This is a genomic window from Vibrio ziniensis (assembly GCF_011064285.1).
Classification (GTDB): domain Bacteria; phylum Pseudomonadota; class Gammaproteobacteria; order Enterobacterales; family Vibrionaceae; genus Vibrio; species Vibrio ziniensis.
The window spans coordinates 2914989-2932578 of record NZ_CP049331.1 but is presented as its reverse complement, the minus strand read 5'-3'; the positions used below and the strand labels follow the sequence as shown (position 1 = coordinate 2932578).

Genomic DNA, 17590 nt, shown 5'->3' with positions numbered 1-17590 from the left:
GAATGTCCAAAGTTTAGTTTATCTGAAGAGTCCCATGCAATTACATAGCCCTCTGCAAATACATCACGATGCGAATTTAGCGCCTTACCACACATTTGGCATTGAACAGGTATGCCATTCGCTGGTGAACGTTGAAACGGTTGATGATCTGAAAGACGTATACCGTTCTAAAGAACTTCAAACTTTACCGAAATTAATGTTAGGTAAGGGGAGCAATATACTTTTCACTGAAACCTACCAAGGTTTGGTCATGGTGAATCGTATGCTTGGTATTCAACACACTCAAGATGAAATGTTTCATTATTTGCATGTTGAGGGCGGTGAAGACTGGCCTGAGTTGGTTGCATGGAGCATTAGCCAGAATATATCTGGGCTCGAAAACTTAGCTTTGATTCCGGGATGTGCAGGCTCTGCACCCATCCAGAACATTGGTGCTTATGGTTTAGAATTCCAGGATGTGTGTGAATACGTTGATTATCTTTGCCTTGAATCATTAGAAGTTAAGCGCCTTACAAAAGAGCAATGTGTTTTTGGCTACCGAAATTCTATCTTCAAAAATGAGTTGTATGGTAAAGCGATTGTTGTCGCTGTTGGTCTTAAACTCACTAAAGATTGGCAACCAAACATTCACTATGGTCCACTTAAGGAATTAGGGGATAACTGTACGGCAAGACAAATCTTTGAGCGTGTGAGTCAGATCCGAACTGAAAAGTTGCCAGATCCTGCTGTTATCGGAAATGCAGGAAGCTTTTTCAAAAACCCGGTCGTTGTTGAGCAACACTTTGAAATGTTGAAGGCTTTCTTTCCCGATATCGTAGCTTATCCAGTGGAAGAGGGTATGAAGTTAGCGGCTGGCTGGTTAATTGAACATGCAGGCCTTAAAGGAAAGGTTCATGGTGGCGCTCAGGTTCACCCAAATCAAGCATTGGTGTTGATTAATAAATCCAATGCAACTGCGCAGGATGTCGTTGAATTGGCCGGTATAGTTCGTAACAAAGTCTTAGAAACCTACGGCGTGCTACTCGAGCATGAAGTGCGTTTTATGGGACGGGACAGAGAAACCTATTTAACGACTTTAATGGGAGATCTGTGAGTGAAAAATCCAGATGTAAAGTTAAAGTTACTAAGCAAACTCTCTGATGGCTCTTTCCATTCAGGAGAGTCACTTGGTGAAGAATTAGGTATGTCTCGCGCTGCGATCAGTAAACATATCAAAGGAATTCAGGAGTGGGGCGTTGATATTTTCCGTGTTCAAGGGAAAGGTTATCAGCTATCGCAACCTTTGATAATGTTAGATGAAGCCTTGATTCAATCTAAGGTTAACAATCCGGTCGAGCTTCATCCTGTGATTGGTTCGACTAACCAATATTTGATGGATAATACAGCGAAGTTGCCGTCTGGTACTGTGTGTATTGCCGAATATCAGGAGAATGGGCGAGGCCGGCGTGGACGTCATTGGGTATCTCCATTCGGTGCTAACCTCTATCTTTCAATGTATTGGCGCTTAGAAGCGGGTATGGCCGCTGCTATGGGGCTAAGCCTGGTTGTTGGTGTCGCTATGGTTGAGGCGCTCGAGAACATGGGATTGGACGGCGTCAAGTTGAAGTGGCCAAACGATCTTTATTACCAAGACAGAAAACTTGCTGGCATATTAGTTGAAATGTCAGGTCAGGCTGGCGGTGCTGCGCATTTGGTTATTGGTATGGGCATGAACTTAGCGATGCAAGATCGAGATTCAGCCATCGATCAGCCGTGGGCAAGTTTGTCACAGGTGATCGGTACTGATCATATTGATCGTAACGTTTTGGCGGCAGAGTTTATTAACACCCTCGATGCCGCTTTAAAGCATTACGAGGTGCACGGTATGCAAAACTTCGTTGAACGCTGGAATCGCTTAGATAACTTTATTGGGCGCAAAGTGAAGCTGATTATGGGAGCCAATGAAATTACCGGTATAGAGCGCGGTATTGATGCTCAGGGCGGTGTATTGCTGGAAACTGAAGAAGGCTTGAAAAGCTTTATTGGCGGTGAGATTTCGCTGCGTAAAAGCGAGTAGTGAAGAGTTCCGGGTTCTCCCCCTCAGATGAGGGCCAATTTATTTGACAACTATAGTTAGAGGGGGTTGAAATCTACTGAACTTATTAATTATTGCAGTATTAATTAAGTGCAGTGAAAGTACCCCCACCCAACCTCCCCTTCGAAAGGGGAGGAGCAAAGACTTGTGACTAAGAGACAGTCATCTGAGGGGGAGAACTAAGTTCAATGTCCGCCATCACTTCCTAAGCAGTATCTCTTCAACCGTATGATTTAACCCTTTGCGTAGAATCAACTGGGCTCTACCTTTGGTTGGCAGGATATTACCTTGCAGGTTCTTACCGTTAATCGAATACCAAATTTGCTGTGCCTTCGCGATCGCTTCTTCTTCGCTTAACGATGTGTAATGGCTGAAATAAGAGCCAGGCTCTTTGAACGCACTGTCTCTGAACTTCATAAAACGTTCGATGTACCATTTTTCGATCATCTGGCTATCAGCATCAACGTAGATGGAAAAGTCGAGAAAATCGGAGATAAACACGCGATGAGGGTCATGTGGATAATCCATACCACTTTGCAGAACGTTTAACCCTTCAATGATCAATACATCCGGGCGATCGACCACTTTTTTCTGTTCAGTGATGTCATAAGTCACATGTGAGTAAACAGGAGCTTCGACGTTCGGCATGCCGGCCTTAACGTCTGAGACAAATTGAACAAGACTGCGCATATCATAGGATTCTGGAAAACCTTTCTTATGCATGATACCTCTCTCTTCCAACACTCTGTTTGGATGAAGAAAGCCATCAGTGGTAACCAGTTCAACTTTTGAGTGGTTGTCAAAACGAGAAAGCAATGCTCTCAATAATCGTGCTGTAGTACTTTTCCCTACCGCAACACTACCTGCTATACCAATGATAAAAGGCGGTGCACTCTCCTTGTTGCCAAGGAACTGATTGAGCACGCCATTACGACTCTGCCTTGCCGCAACATACAAATTGAGAAGACGAGCGAGGGGGAGATAGATCTCTACCGTCTCTTTTATTGTCAAATTCTCATTGATGCCTTGCAGCTCTTGCAGATCACTTTCTGATAGCGTCATTGGCACTGAGTTGCGAAGCTCAGACCATTGTTGGCGATCAAAAGACAAATATGGGGTCATAGCATGCTCAATTGTCGAAATTAGAGTAAGACCAGCGAACATACAATATGGTAGCAACAATGCAAATGGGAAAGATGGAATATTTCGTGTTTGGGCGTAAATTAGCTTGAAAAATCATCGAATAAACAAAAGTACGCGAAAATTTGCATTTTTTTGCTCATAAGTATTGCAAGCCAATAAATCATTCACTAGAATGCGCTCCACTTATGCCGACTTAGCTCAGTAGGTAGAGCAACTGACTTGTAATCAGTAGGTCACCAGTTCGATTCCGGTAGTCGGCACCATTTCTCCTTTATGAGAGAGATGGCGTAAAAATTTGGAGGGGTTCCCGAGTGGCCAAAGGGAGCAGACTGTAAATCTGCCGGCTCCGCCTTCGATGGTTCGAATCCGTCCCCCTCCACCATATTATTAGGAAATAGCTCTCAGAGTTACGTGTTGCGGGCATCGTATAATGGCTATTACCTCAGCCTTCCAAGCTGATGATGCGGGTTCGATTCCCGCTGCCCGCTCCACTCCATTTAAGAGTGCTGATATAGCTCAGATGGTAGAGCGCATCCTTGGTAAGGATGAGGTCGGCAGTTCGATTCTGCCTATCAGCACCAGCTCTAAGCAAAGTTTTCCTTTTGATATATACTTTTTACTACCAAATTTTTGGTTGCGTGGTCATTTATAAAGCCACTTAAATCCGTACCTAGAGGGACAACTCATGTCTAAAGAAAAATTTGAACGTACGAAACCGCACGTAAACGTTGGTACTATCGGCCACGTTGACCACGGTAAAACAACTCTAACAGCAGCTATCTGTACTACTCTTTCAAAAGTATACGGTGGTAAAGCTCGTGACTTCGCATCAATCGATAACGCTCCAGAAGAGCGTGAGCGTGGTATCACAATCTCTACTTCACACGTAGAGTACGATACACCAGCTCGTCACTACGCACACGTAGACTGCCCAGGACACGCTGACTATGTTAAAAACATGATCACAGGTGCTGCGCAAATGGACGGTGGTATCCTAGTTGTTGCTGCAACAGATGGTCCAATGCCACAAACTCGTGAGCACATCCTACTAGGCCGTCAGGTTGGTATCCCTTACATCATCGTATTCATGAACAAATGTGACATGGTTGACGATGAAGAGCTACTAGAACTAGTAGAAATGGAAGTTCGTGAACTTCTATCTGAGTACGATTTCCCAGGTGATGACCTACCAGTTATCCAAGGTTCAGCACTAGGTGCGCTAAACGGCGAACCACAGTGGGAAGAGAAAATCATTGAGCTTGCAAAAGCACTTGATGAGTACATTCCAGAGCCAGAGCGTGCAGTAGACATGCCGTTCCTAATGCCAATCGAAGACGTATTCTCAATCCAAGGTCGTGGTACAGTAGTAACTGGCCGTATCGAGCGCGGTATCCTGAAAGTTGGTGATGAAGTTGCAATCGTTGGTATCCACGACACAACTACAACAACTTGTACAGGTGTTGAGATGTTCCGTAAGCTTCTAGACGAAGGTCGTGCGGGTGAGAACGTTGGTGCACTACTACGTGGTACTAAGCGTGATGACGTAGAACGTGGCCAAGTACTAGCTAAGCCTGGTTCAATCACACCACACACTAAGTTCGAATCAGAAGTATACGTACTTTCTAAAGACGAAGGCGGCCGTCATACTCCGTTCTTTAAAGGCTACCGTCCACAGTTCTACTTCCGTACAACTGACGTAACTGGTGATATCTCTCTACCAGAAGGCGTGGAAATGGTAATGCCAGGCGACAACATCAAGATGACTGTTGATCTAATCGCGCCAATCGCGATGGACGAAGGTCTACGTTTCGCGATCCGCGAAGGTGGCCGTACAGTTGGTGCTGGTGTTGTAGCTAAAATCTTTGAATAAGATTTGACGTGACACTACTAAAAAGGGCATCATTTGATGCCCTTTTTATGCGCTGTATTAAGCATTAGCTAGTTTTTTATACAAGCGAGTGTGAAAACAGGACTATTTGTTAAAGAAATTAGCTTTTTATCTCTTTAACAAATAAAAAGGTACATCAAAAAGAGTACATCGAGGTTTTTCCTTGATGTTATGGATTTGCCCTGCAGCAGCGGGGTTGTTGTCGTCTATAGTAAGACTTGTGTGACAGGTTGGTTTATGAAAGCAAATGCTGAAGCTCCTGATAGCTCAAACGCAGCAGATACATTGAAGTGGATTGTCACTTTTGCTCTGCTAGCTGCCGCTGTTGTGGGTAATTACCTGTATGGTGAATTGTCTGTAGTGATTCGCGCTGCAGGTGTAATCGTGTTAATTGCTGCCGCGCTAGGCGTTGCTGCAATCACATCAAAAGGCAAGGCCGCAATTAGTTTTGCACGTGAATCACGAATGGAAGTTCGTAAAGTTGTTTGGCCTACACGCCAAGAAACGATGCAAACAACACTGATTGTGTTAGCGGTAAGTATTGTAATGGCTCTAGTGCTTTGGGGCATTGACGGAATTATGGTTCGTCTAGTGGCCTTTGCTACTGGGGTATAGAGGGTTTAATACATGAGTGAAGCTCCAAAAAAACGCTGGTATGTAGTTCAAGCCTTCTCTGGCTTTGAAGGTCGCGTAGCACAATCTCTACGTGAACATATCAAGATGCACAGCATGGAAGATCTATTCGGTGAAGTGCTTGTCCCAACTGAAGAAGTTGTTGAGATGCGCGCGGGTCAACGCCGTAAGAGTGAACGTAAATTCTTCCCTGGTTACGTGCTTGTGCAAATGATCATGAACGATGAATCTTGGCACTTAGTCCGTAGCGTCCCTCGTGTAATGGGCTTCATTGGTGGTACTTCTGATCGTCCAGCGCCAATCACTGATAAAGAAGCAGACGCGATTCTGAACCGTCTAGAGAAAGCGAGCGAAGCTCCACGTCCTAAGACTATGTTCGAAGCGGGTGAAGTGGTTCGTGTTAACGATGGTCCATTTGCTGACTTTAACGGTACTGTTGAAGAAGTGGATTACGAGAAGAGCCGCCTGAAAGTGTCTGTATCGATCTTTGGTCGTGCAACACCGGTTGAGCTTGAATTTGGTCAAGTTGAAAAGATTGACTAAAAAAACACCTTTTAGGCTTGTCTAAGGCGTGAATGCTAGCTATAATTTCGCGCCTTTTTACAGGTCTTTATACCTTTTCTAGGTTCTCGTAATCTGGAAATTAGGTTAAATAAACTGTGTAGGTTGAATAAACCTCAAATGGTTTTGTTACTTAGGGGAGCTGATTGTTAATTAGCGTTTGAACCCAAAATTTAGGAAATATCATGGCTAAGAAAGTTGAAGCTTATATCAAGCTGCAAGTTGCAGCGGGTATGGCTAACCCAAGTCCACCAGTTGGTCCTGCTCTAGGTCAACGTGGTGTGAACATCATGGAATTCTGTAAAGCGTTCAACGCACGTACAGAGTCTATGGAGAAAGGTCTACCTACTCCAGTTGTTATCACTGTATACAGCGACCGTTCTTTCACATTCGAAACTAAGACTCCACCTGCAGCAGTTCTTCTTAAGAAAGCAGCTGGTATCAAGTCTGGTTCTGGTCGTCCAAACACTGAAAAAGTGGGTACTATCACTGACGCTCAAATCCAAGAAATCGCGCAAACTAAAGCTGCTGATATGACTGGTGCTGACATCGAAGCGATGAAGCGTTCTATCGCTGGTACTGCTCGTTCAATGGGCCTAGTGGTAGAGGGTTAATATAATGGCAAAACTAACTAAGCGTATGCGTACAATCCGCGAGAAAGTGGATGTAACTAAAGAGTACGAAATCAACGAAGCTGTTGCTCTTCTTAAAGAACTAGCAACTGCAAAATTCGTAGAATCTGTTGACGTTGCTGTTAACCTAGGTATCGACGCTCGTAAATCTGACCAAAACGTACGTGGTGCAACTGTACTACCACACGGTACTGGTCGTGATATCCGTGTTGCTGTATTCACTCAAGGTGCTAACGCTGAAGCTGCTAAAGCTGCAGGTGCTGACCTAGTGGGTATGGATGACCTAGCTGATCAAGTTAAGAAAGGTGTTATGGATTTCGACGTAGTTATCGCATCTCCAGATGCAATGCGCGTTGTAGGTCAACTTGGTACCATCCTTGGTCCTCGTGGTCTAATGCCAAACCCTAAAGTTGGTACTGTAACTCCTAACGTTGCTGAAGCGGTTAAGAACGCTAAAGCTGGTCAGGTTCGTTACCGTAACGACAAGAACGGTATCATCCACACTACTATCGGTAAGGTGTCTTTCGAAGCTAACCAACTACAAGAGAACTTAGAAGCTCTACTAGTTGCGCTTAAGAAAGCAAAACCATCTTCTGCGAAAGGCGTTTTCGTGAAGAAGGTAAGCATCTCTACTACTATGGGTGCTGGTGTTGCTGTTGATCAGAATACTCTGAACGCTCAAGCATAATGCATTTGCTTAGGCGCAAAATTTGTGTATAATTTTGCGCCTAATATTTGTGGTTGGGGCTGAAGCCCGATTCTCTGAATCAGAATTCAGTCTCCGTCCAAGACCGTAGGCGTTATCTCTCGATAACTTAATACAACCTACGTAGATGGTGCCCGAACCTGACAGAAAGATTTCATTTTTTATTTTAAAAATGGGTTAACTTTCTTCTGGAACTGCACCTAATTATCTCTCACTGTTGTGACAATAGTGAGTGGTGTAATAACAACCAGGAGTAATCCAAGATGGCTTTAAATCTTCAAGACAAACAAGCAATTGTTGCTGAAGTCAACGAAGCGGCCAGCGGTGCACTTTCTGCAGTTGTTGCTGACTCTCGTGGTGTAAAAGTTGCTGCGATGACTACTTTACGTAAACAAGCGCGTGATGCGGGCGTTTACCTAAGAGTTGTTCGTAACACACTAGCACGTCGCGCTGTAGAAGGCACAGCTTACGAATGTCTACAAGACGTATTCGTAGGTCCAACTTTGATCGGCTTCTCTAACGAGCACCCAGGTGCTGCAGCGCGTCTTTTTAAAGACTTCGCTAAAGAGAACAAAGCATTCGAGATCAAAGCGGCTGCATACGAAGGTGCTATCACTGACGTTGAACTACTAGCGACACTACCAACTTACGACGAAGCAATCGCACGCCTAATGATGTGCATGAAAGAAGCTTCTGCTGGCAAATTGGTACGTACTATCGCTGCTATCCGCGATCAAAAAGAAGCTGCTTAATTGCCTTGCTTTTTACTGGTTGCAAAATAAACTTATTGTTGACTTAAAAGAGAATTGTTATGTCTATTACTAACGAGCAAATCCTAGACGCAGTTGCAGAAATGTCTGTAATGCAAGTTGTTGAACTAATCACTGCAATGGAAGAGAAATTCGGTGTTTCTGCTGCTGCTGCTGTTGTAGCTGGTGGCCCAGCTGCTGCTGCTGTTGAAGAACAAACTGAATTCAACGTAGTTCTAGCTGCTGCTGGTGCGAACAAAGTTGCTGTAATCAAAGCAGTACGTGGCGCAACTGGCCTAGGTCTTAAAGAAGCTAAAGCTCTAGTTGACGGCGCTCCAGCTGCTGTTAAAGAAGCAGTTTCTAAAGAAGAAGCTGAAGCACTGAAGAAAGAGCTTGAAGAAGCTGGTGCAACTGTTGAAGTTAAGTAATAATTACTTAATTTCTTAGCCGAAAGGCTAATGGCTGGTGGTTTAATGACCACCGGCCTTTTTGCGCTGTAGGGTATGGGCGAATTTTCCCGCTGTTTAGGCGTCCCATAACCATGCAAAAAGCGGTCGTTGTACTGGCGAACCGTCACTACAGTAAACAGCGATTTAGTCACTGTCCTAAACCTTCAAGGTGGACAGTTTGGGTCACTTATCAGCGAGCTGAGGAACCCCATGGTTTACTCTTATACCGAGAAAAAGCGCATCCGTAAGGACTTTGGTACTCGTCCACAAGTATTGGACATTCCATACCTGCTATCGATCCAGCTCGATTCATTCGATAAATTTATCGAACAGGATCCTGAAGGACAATACGGTCTTGAAGCTGCTTTTCGTTCTGTATTTCCAATTCAGAGCTACAACGGCAATTCAGAGCTGCAATACGTTAGCTACCGTCTTGGTGAGCCAGTTTTTGACGTTAAAGAATGTCAAATCCGTGGTGTAACTTATTCAAAACCACTACGCGTAAAACTACGCCTGGTGATTTTTGATAAAGACGCGCCAGCAGGTACTGTCAAAGATATTAAAGAACAAGAAGTCTACATGGGTGAAATTCCACTCATGACAGATAATGGTACCTTTGTAATTAATGGTACTGAGAGGGTTATCGTATCCCAGCTGCACAGAAGCCCAGGCGTATTCTTCGACAGCGATAAGGGTAAGACCCACTCTTCAGGTAAAGTTCTGTATAACGCACGTATTATCCCTTACCGTGGTTCATGGTTGGATTTCGAATTCGATCCAAAGGATAACCTATACGTACGTATTGACCGTCGTCGTAAACTGCCAGCATCGATCATTCTTCGTGCACTAGGTAAGACGACTGAAGAGATCCTTAATATCTTCTTCGAAAAAGTAAACTTCGAAGTGAAAGACCAAACTCTAATGATGGAGTTGGTGCCTGAGCGTCTGCGTGGTGAAACTGCTACGTTTGACATTGAAGCTGATGGCAAGGTCTATGTAGAGAAAGGTCGTCGCGTTACGGCTCGTCACATCCGTCAACTTGAAAAAGATGGCGTTGATTTCATTGAAGTACCAGTTGAATACACAGTTGGTAAAGTATCTTCTAAAGATTACGTCAATGAAGCGACTGGCGAGATCATCATCGCTGCGAACCAAGAAATTAGCCTAGAAGCACTTGCGAACCTATCTCAAGCGGGATACAAAAAACTAGAAGTTCTATTTACGAACGATCTAGACCACGGTCCATTCATGTCAGACACTATCCGTGTTGACAGCACAACTGACCGTATCTCTGCGCTTGTAGAAATCTACCGCATGATGCGCCCTGGCGAGCCGCCAACGAAAGAAGCGGCTGAAACGCTATTTAATAGCCTATTCTTCTCTGAAGAACGCTACGATCTATCAACAGTAGGTCGTATGAAGTTCAACAGCTCAATCGGTCGTGAAGACGCGGGTGAGCAGGGCACTCTTGATGAAACAGATATCATCGAAGTGATGAAGAAGCTTATCGCGATCCGTAACGGTATTGGCGAAGTGGACGATATCGACCACCTTGGCAACCGTCGTATCCGTAGCGTAGGCGAAATGGCAGAAAACCAATTCCGTGTTGGTCTTGTACGTGTTGAACGCGCAGTTAAAGAACGTCTAAGCCTAGGCGATCTTGACAACGTGATGCCACAAGATCTGATCAACGCGAAACCAATTTCTGCTGCTGTTAAAGAATTCTTTGGTTCTTCACAGCTTTCACAATTCATGGACCAGAACAACCCGCTTTCAGAAGTTACGCACAAACGTCGTATTTCTGCATTGGGCCCTGGTGGTTTGACTCGTGAACGCGCTGGCTTCGAAGTACGTGACGTACACGTAACTCACTACGGTCGTCTATGTCCTATCGAAACGCCTGAAGGTCCAAACATCGGTCTTATCAACTCTCTATCTGCGTTTGCACGTTGTAACGAGTACGGTTTCCTAGAGACTCCTTACCGTCGTGTAGTAGATGGCATTGTTACTGATGAAGTTGATTACCTATCAGCTATCGAGGAAGGTCAATTCGTTATCGCTCAGGCGAACGCGAAACTGACTGAAGAGAGCACTTTTGCTGACGAACTGATCACAGCACGTCAAAAAGGTGAATCTGGTCTTCACCCTCGTGAACACGTTGACTACATGGACGTTGCGACAAACCAAGTAGTATCTATCGCTGCTTCGCTTATCCCGTTCCTAGAACACGATGACGCGAACCGTGCATTGATGGGTGCGAACATGCAACGTCAGGCTGTTCCAACTCTAAGAGCAGATAAGCCTCTAGTTGGTACTGGTATTGAACGTAACGTGGCGGTTGACTCAGGTGTAACTGCGGTTGCTAAACGTGGTGGTGTTGTTCAGTCTGTGGACGCATCTCGTATCGTTGTTAAGGTTAATGAAGAAGAGTTGGTACCTGGTGAAGCGGGTATCGATATTTACAACCTAACTAAGTACACACGTTCGAACCAAAATACATGTATCAACCAGCGTCCATGTGTGATGCCGGGTGAACTCGTTGCTCGTGGTGACGTAATCGCTGATGGTCCATCAACTGACCTTGGTGAACTTGCTCTTGGCCAGAACATGCGTATCGCGTTCATGCCTTGGAACGGTTACAACTTCGAAGACTCGATCTTAGTTTCTGAGCGCGTTGTTCAAGAAGACCGCTTTACCACTATCCACATTCAAGAACTATCTTGTGTGGCTCGTGATACTAAGCTTGGTGCTGAAGAGATCACTGCAGATATTCCAAACGTAGGTGAAGCTGCTCTATCTAAACTGGATGAGTCAGGTATCGTTTACATTGGTGCAGAAGTTAAGGGTGGCGACATCCTAGTTGGTAAAGTAACACCTAAAGGTGAAACTCAGCTAACACCTGAAGAGAAGCTACTACGTGCGATCTTCGGTGAAAAAGCTTCTGACGTTAAAGATACTTCACTACGTGTGCCGAACTCTGTTGCTGGTACGGTTATCGATGTACAAGTCTTCACTCGCGATGGCGTAGAGAAAGACAAACGTGCACTTGAAATCGAACAAATGCAGCTGAAAGAAGCGAAGAAAGACCTGACTGAAGAGTTCCAAATTCTTGAAGGTGGTCTATTTGCACGTGTTCGTTCTCTGCTACTTACAGCAGGTTACAGCCAAGCTAAAGTTGAAGCTATCGACCGTAAGCAGTTGCTAGCACAAACGCTAGAAGACGACGAACTACAAACTCAGCTAGAGCAAATGGCTGAGCAGTACGACGAACTGAAAGCTGACTTCGATAAGAAATTCGAAGCTAAGCGTCGCAAGATCACTCAAGGTGATGATCTAGCACCAGGCGTACTGAAGATCGTTAAAGTTTACCTAGCGGTGAAACGTCGCATCCAACCGGGTGATAAGATGGCGGGTCGTCACGGTAACAAGGGTGTAATCTCTAAGATCAACCCTGTTGAAGACATGCCATACGATGAAACTGGTCAGCCAGTAGATATCGTACTAAACCCACTGGGTGTACCTTCACGTATGAACATCGGTCAGATCCTAGAAGTTCACTTAGGTCTGGCGGCTAAAGGTATTGGTGACAAGATCAACCAAATGATCAAGGAACAGCAAGAGCTTGCTAAGCTGCGCGAATTCCTACAGAAGGTTTACGATCTTGGTGATACTCGTCAGAGCGTCGACATTGCTTCAATGAGCGATGAAGAAGTACGCGTACTGGCTGGTAACCTACGTGGCGGTCTACCGATTGCTACACCAGTATTCGATGGTGCGAACGAAGCTTCAATCAAAGAACTATTGTCACTAGCAGACCTTCCAACGTCTGGCCAGTTGACACTGTTTGATGGTCGTACAGGTGATGCGTTTGAGCGTCCTGTAACTGTTGGTTACATGTACATGCTGAAACTGAACCACCTTGTTGATGACAAGATGCACGCTCGTTCTACGGGTTCTTACAGTCTTGTTACTCAGCAACCACTTGGTGGTAAAGCTCAGTTCGGTGGTCAGCGTTTCGGTGAGATGGAAGTATGGGCACTAGAAGCATACGGTGCTGCTTACACGCTACAAGAAATGCTAACAGTTAAGTCGGATGACGTTAACGGCCGTACTAAGATGTATAAGAACATCGTAGATGGCAACCACAGCATGGAACCTGGCATGCCAGAATCGTTCAACGTATTGTTGAAAGAGATTCGCTCGCTAGGTATCAACATCGAGCTAGAAGACGAAGAGTAATTCGTTTCTCGTTAGAGAAATGTGATTATCTGGTAGAAAGCAGCTGGCGTTTGGCTGGCTGCTTTTAACTCCTTACAGGAGCTGATTGTGAAAGACTTATTAAACTTTCTAAAAGCACAGCATAAGACCGAAGAATTTGATGCAATCAAAATCGGTCTATCTTCACCAGACATGATCCGTTCATGGTCTTTTGGTGAAGTTAAAAAACCTGAAACGATTAACTATCGTACGTTCAAACCTGAGCGTGATGGTCTGTTTTGTGCGCGTATTTTTGGCCCAGTAAAAGACTACGAATGTCTTTGTGGCAAATATAAGCGTCTAAAACACCGTGGTGTTATCTGTGAGAAGTGTGGCGTTGAAGTTACACAAACTAAAGTTCGTCGTGACCGTATGGGCCACATCGAGCTTGCATCTCCAGTTGCTCACATCTGGTTCCTAAAATCTCTACCATCTCGTATCGGTCTATTAATGGATATGCCGCTACGTGATATCGAGCGTGTTCTTTACTTCGAAATGTACGTAGTAACAGAGCCAGGCATGACTGATCTTGAAAAAGGTCAAATGCTGACTGAGGAAGAGTACCTAGACCGCCTAGAAGAGTGGGGTGATGAATTCTCCGCTAAGATGGGTGCAGAAGCGATCAAAGATCTGCTTTCTTCTATGGATCTTCCTACAGAAATCGAACAGATGCGTGAAGAGTTAGATACAACTAACTCTGAAACTAAGCGTAAGAAAGTAACCAAGCGTTTGAAGCTCGTTGAAGCATTCGTAAGTTCAGGTAACAAACCTGAATGGATGATTCTGACTGTACTTCCAGTGCTTCCGCCAGATCTACGTCCTCTAGTACCACTAGATGGCGGTCGCTTTGCGACTTCTGATCTGAACGATCTATACCGTCGTGTTATTAACCGTAACAACCGTTTGAAACGTCTTCTAGAGCTTGCTGCTCCGGACATCATCGTACGCAACGAAAAACGTATGCTACAAGAGTCTGTTGATGCGCTTCTAGACAACGGTCGTCGCGGTCGCGCGATCACAGGTTCGAACAAGCGTCCTCTGAAATCTCTTGCTGATATGATCAAGGGTAAACAAGGTCGTTTCCGTCAGAACCTTCTAGGTAAACGTGTAGACTACTCTGGCCGTTCTGTAATCACAGTAGGTCCATACCTTCGTCTGCACCAGTGTGGTCTTCCTAAGAAGATGGCACTTGAGCTATTCAAACCATTTATCTACAGCAAGCTAGAGACTCGTGGTCTTGCGACTACAATCAAAGCTGCTAAGAAAATGGTAGAGCGCGAAGAAGCTGTTGTATGGGATATCTTGGATGAAGTTATCCGTGAACACCCAGTGCTACTTAACCGTGCACCAACACTTCACCGTCTAGGTATCCAGGCATTTGAACCTGTACTAATCGAAGGTAAAGCGATTCAGCTACACCCACTAGTGTGTGCGGCGTATAACGCGGACTTCGATGGTGACCAAATGGCGGTACACGTGCCTCTAACTCTAGAAGCACAGCTAGAAGCTCGTACTCTGATGATGTCGACAAACAACATTCTGTCGCCAGCGTCAGGTGATCCGATCATCGTACCTTCTCAGGACGTTGTATTGGGTCTGTACTACATGACTCGTGAGAAGATCAACGCGAAAGGTGAAGGCATGTACCTTGCTGGCCCAGAAGAGGCTGAAAAGGCATACCGCACTAAGAGCGCTGAGCTACATGCACGCGTTAAAGTACGTATTACAGAAACAGTTGTTGACGAAGATGGTCACAGCACAACAGAAACTAAGATGGTAGATACTACTGTCGGTCGTGCAATGTTGTGGCAAATCGTACCTGCAGGTCTTCCTTACAGCATCGTTAACCAAAAGTTAGGTAAGAAGCAAATCTCTAACCTACTTAACGAGGCATACCGTAAGCTAGGTCTGAAAGATACTGTAATCTTCGCTGACCAAATCATGTACGCAGGTTTTGCTTACGCAGCACTTTCTGGTGTCTCTGTTGGTATCGACGATATGGTTGTACCACCAGCGAAATACACTGAAATCGCAGAAGCAGAAGAAGAAGTACGCGAAATTCAAGAACAGTTCCAATCTGGTCTTGTAACTGCGGGCGAACGCTACAACAAAGTGATCGATATTTGGGCATCTACCAACGATCGCGTAGCGAAAGCGATGATGGAGAACCTTTCTTCTGAAACGGTTATTAACCGTGAAGGTAAGGAAGAGAAGCAAGAGTCATTCAACAGCATCTACATGATGGCTGACTCAGGTGCTCGTGGTTCTGCAGCTCAGATTCGTCAGCTTGCGGGTATGCGTGGTCTGATGGCTCGTCCAGATGGTTCAATCATCGAGACGCCAATCACTGCGAACTTTAAAGAAGGTCTAAACGTACTTCAGTACTTTATCTCAACGCACGGTGCTCGTAAGGGTCTTGCGGATACAGCATTGAAGACAGCGAACTCTGGTTACCTAACACGTCGTCTAGTAGACGTTGCTCAAGACGTAGTAGTTTATGAGCACGACTGTGGCACCCACGAGGGTGTAGACATGATGCCTCACATCGAGGGTGGTGACGTTAAAGTTCCGCTAACTGAACTTGCGCTTGGTCGTGTGGTTGCTGAAGACATTCTGAAACCAGGTACAGAAGAAGTTCTCGTTCCTCGTAACACGCTTCTTGATGAGAAATGGTGTCAGGTTCTAAACGAAAACTCTGTTGACCGTATTAAAGTACGTTCAGTAGTAACCTGTGACGCAGACTTCGGTTGTTGTGCACTATGTTACGGTCGTGACCTAGCTCGTGGTCACCTAGTGAACCAAGGTGAAGCAGTAGGCGTTATCGCTGCTCAGTCTATCGGTGAACCTGGTACACAGCTAACGATGCGTACGTTCCACATCGGTGGTGCGGCATCTACGGCAGCAGCAGAGAACAGCATCCAAGCTAAGAACACAGGTACTGTGAAGCTACACAATGCTAAGTTCGTAATTAACAAAGATAGCAAACTAGTGATCACTTCTCGTGCATCTGAGCTAACTATCATTGACGAATTTGGTCGTACCAAAGAGAAGCACAAACTTCCTTACGGTTCATTGCTAAGCAAAGCAGATAACGACGCAGTTGAAGCTGGTGAAACAGTGGCAAACTGGGAAGCGCACACGCTACCAATCATTACTGAAGTAGCAGGTCGCATCCAGTTCGTAGACATGATCGATGGCGTAACAGTTTCTCGTCAAACAGATGACCTAACTGGTCTATCTTCAAGCGAAGTAACTGATGCAGCTGCTCGTCCAGCAGCAGGTAAAGATATGCGTCCAGCTATCAAACTTGTGGATGAGAAAGGCCGCGATGTAGTGATCCCTGGTACAGATATGCCAGCTCAATACTTCCTGCCTGGTAAAGCTATCGTGAACATCGAAGATGGCGCTGAAGTGAATGTGGGTGATACTCTTGCTCGTATTCCTCAGAAATCTGGCGGTAACCGAGACATCACGGGTGGTCTACCTCGCGTAGCAGACCTATTCGAAGCTCGTAAACCGAAAGAGCCTGCAATCCTTGCTGAATTCACAGGTACTGTGTCGTTCGGTAAAGAGACTAAGGGTAAACGTCGTCTAGTAATCACTCGCGACAGCGGTGATGTTTACGAAGAGATGATTCCTAAGCATCGTCAGTTGAACGTGTTTGAAGGTGAGCGTATCGAACGTGGTGACGTGATCGCAGATGGTCCAGAGTCTCCACATGACATCCTACGTCTACGTGGTATCCACGCTGTGACTTCTTACATCGCTAACGAAGTTCAGGAAGTTTACCGTCTGCAAGGCGTTAAGATTAACGATAAGCACATCGAAACCATCGTTCGTCAGATGCTACGTAAGTGTACAATTACTTTCGCAGGTGACTCTGAGTTCCTACCTGGTGAGCAAGTTGAATACTCACAAGTTAAGATTGCTAACCGTGCTCTAGAAGCAGAAGGCAAAGAGCCTGCACGTTTCGAACGTGAACTTCTAGGTATCACTAAAGCGTCTCTAGCGACAGAATCGTTCATCTCTGCGGCATCGTTCCAAGAAACGACGCGCGTACTGACTGAAGCTGCGGTATCTGGTAAGCGTGATGACCTACGTGGTCTGAAAGAGAACGTTATCGTTGGTCGCTTGATCCCTGCTGGTACTGGTTTTGCGTACCACCAAGATCGTCAATCTAAGCGTGAAGCTCAGAAAGAAGGTCCTTCAGCAGAGCAAGCTACAGATAACCTAGCTGCGCTACTGAACGCAGGTTTCTCTTCAGACGAGTAATCGCTTGATAGAAATGAAAAAAGGCACCGAAAGGTGCCTTTTTTATTGCTTGTAATTCAGGATAAGAATCAACGTTCTTTTATCTCCTCCCCTTTCGAAGGGGAGGCAGGGTGGGGTTGCTTCCACTGAACGTAATTAAGATTGTAATGCTCAATACGTTCAGTGGGCTTCAACCCCCTCTAACTCCCCCTCATCTGAGGGGGAGAACCAAAAGCAAAAGCCTGAA

General features: G+C 45.3%; 12 protein-coding genes and 4 tRNA genes. 15 read left to right on the top strand and 1 reads right to left on the bottom strand.

Annotated elements, in window-relative coordinates:
* The first annotated feature begins 34 nt into the window (after window positions 1-34).
* The gene (murB, locus tag G5S32_RS13580; RefSeq protein ID WP_165312472.1) at window positions 35-1093 is read left to right on the top strand and encodes a UDP-N-acetylmuramate dehydrogenase; all 1059 of its coding nucleotides are present in this window, start codon (window positions 35-37) and stop codon (window positions 1091-1093) included.
* Entirely contained in the window at window positions 1094-2056 is a 963-nt protein-coding gene (gene birA, locus G5S32_RS13575; RefSeq protein ID WP_165312471.1) for a bifunctional biotin--[acetyl-CoA-carboxylase] ligase/biotin operon repressor BirA, read from the top strand.
* Between the two features lie 216 nt (window positions 2057-2272).
* Here birA and coaA read toward each other — a convergent pair whose 3' ends face one another.
* Window positions 2273-3196, bottom strand: coding sequence for a type I pantothenate kinase (coaA, locus tag G5S32_RS13570; protein ID WP_165312470.1), 924 nt, complete (start codon window positions 3194-3196; stop codon window positions 2273-2275).
* 208 nt (window positions 3197-3404) lie between these two features.
* Between coaA and G5S32_RS13565 the strand changes: the two genes are divergently transcribed.
* The 13 genes from G5S32_RS13565 (at window position 3405) to rpoC (ending at window position 17364) form a co-directional block, all read left to right on the top strand.
* Window positions 3405-3480 (top strand) — tRNA-Thr (locus G5S32_RS13565).
* A 34-nt stretch (window positions 3481-3514) separates the two neighbouring features.
* A tRNA-Tyr gene (locus G5S32_RS13560) sits at window positions 3515-3599 on the top strand.
* A 34-nt stretch (window positions 3600-3633) separates the two neighbouring features.
* Window positions 3634-3708, top strand: a tRNA-Gly gene (locus G5S32_RS13555).
* A gap of 14 nt (window positions 3709-3722) precedes the next feature.
* A tRNA-Thr gene (locus G5S32_RS13550) sits at window positions 3723-3798 on the top strand.
* Between the two features lie 104 nt (window positions 3799-3902).
* A complete protein-coding gene (gene tuf, locus G5S32_RS13545) occupies window positions 3903-5087 on the top strand; it encodes an elongation factor Tu (RefSeq protein WP_165312469.1) in 1185 nt (394 codons plus the stop codon).
* A gap of 255 nt (window positions 5088-5342) precedes the next feature.
* Entirely contained in the window at window positions 5343-5720 is a 378-nt protein-coding gene (gene secE / locus G5S32_RS13540; RefSeq protein ID WP_165312468.1) for a preprotein translocase subunit SecE, read from the top strand.
* Window positions 5721-5732: 12 nt separating this feature from the next.
* Window positions 5733-6281 (top strand): transcription termination/antitermination protein NusG, encoded by a 549-nt coding sequence (gene nusG, locus G5S32_RS13535; RefSeq protein WP_165312467.1) that lies wholly within the window; start codon window positions 5733-5735, stop codon window positions 6279-6281.
* 203 nt (window positions 6282-6484) lie between these two features.
* Window positions 6485-6913 carry a 50S ribosomal protein L11 gene (gene rplK / locus G5S32_RS13530; protein ID WP_165312466.1) on the top strand — a complete coding sequence of 143 codons (429 nt, stop codon included), beginning with the start codon at window positions 6485-6487 and terminating at the stop codon, window positions 6911-6913.
* A gap of 4 nt (window positions 6914-6917) precedes the next feature.
* On the top strand, window positions 6918-7619 hold the full coding sequence (gene rplA, locus G5S32_RS13525) for a 50S ribosomal protein L1 (RefSeq protein ID WP_165312465.1): 702 nt from the start codon (window positions 6918-6920) through the stop codon (window positions 7617-7619).
* A gap of 281 nt (window positions 7620-7900) precedes the next feature.
* Window positions 7901-8389 (top strand): 50S ribosomal protein L10, encoded by a 489-nt coding sequence (gene rplJ, locus G5S32_RS13520; protein ID WP_165312464.1) that lies wholly within the window; start codon window positions 7901-7903, stop codon window positions 8387-8389.
* A 59-nt stretch (window positions 8390-8448) separates the two neighbouring features.
* A complete protein-coding gene (rplL, locus tag G5S32_RS13515; RefSeq protein WP_165312463.1) occupies window positions 8449-8814 on the top strand; it encodes a 50S ribosomal protein L7/L12 in 366 nt (121 codons plus the stop codon).
* A gap of 231 nt (window positions 8815-9045) precedes the next feature.
* Window positions 9046-13074 (top strand): DNA-directed RNA polymerase subunit beta, encoded by a 4029-nt coding sequence (gene rpoB, locus G5S32_RS13510; RefSeq protein WP_165312462.1) that lies wholly within the window; start codon window positions 9046-9048, stop codon window positions 13072-13074.
* Between the two features lie 87 nt (window positions 13075-13161).
* Window positions 13162-17364, top strand: coding sequence for a DNA-directed RNA polymerase subunit beta' (gene rpoC, locus G5S32_RS13505; RefSeq protein WP_165312461.1), 4203 nt, complete (start codon window positions 13162-13164; stop codon window positions 17362-17364).
* Window positions 17365-17590 lie beyond the last annotated feature (226 nt).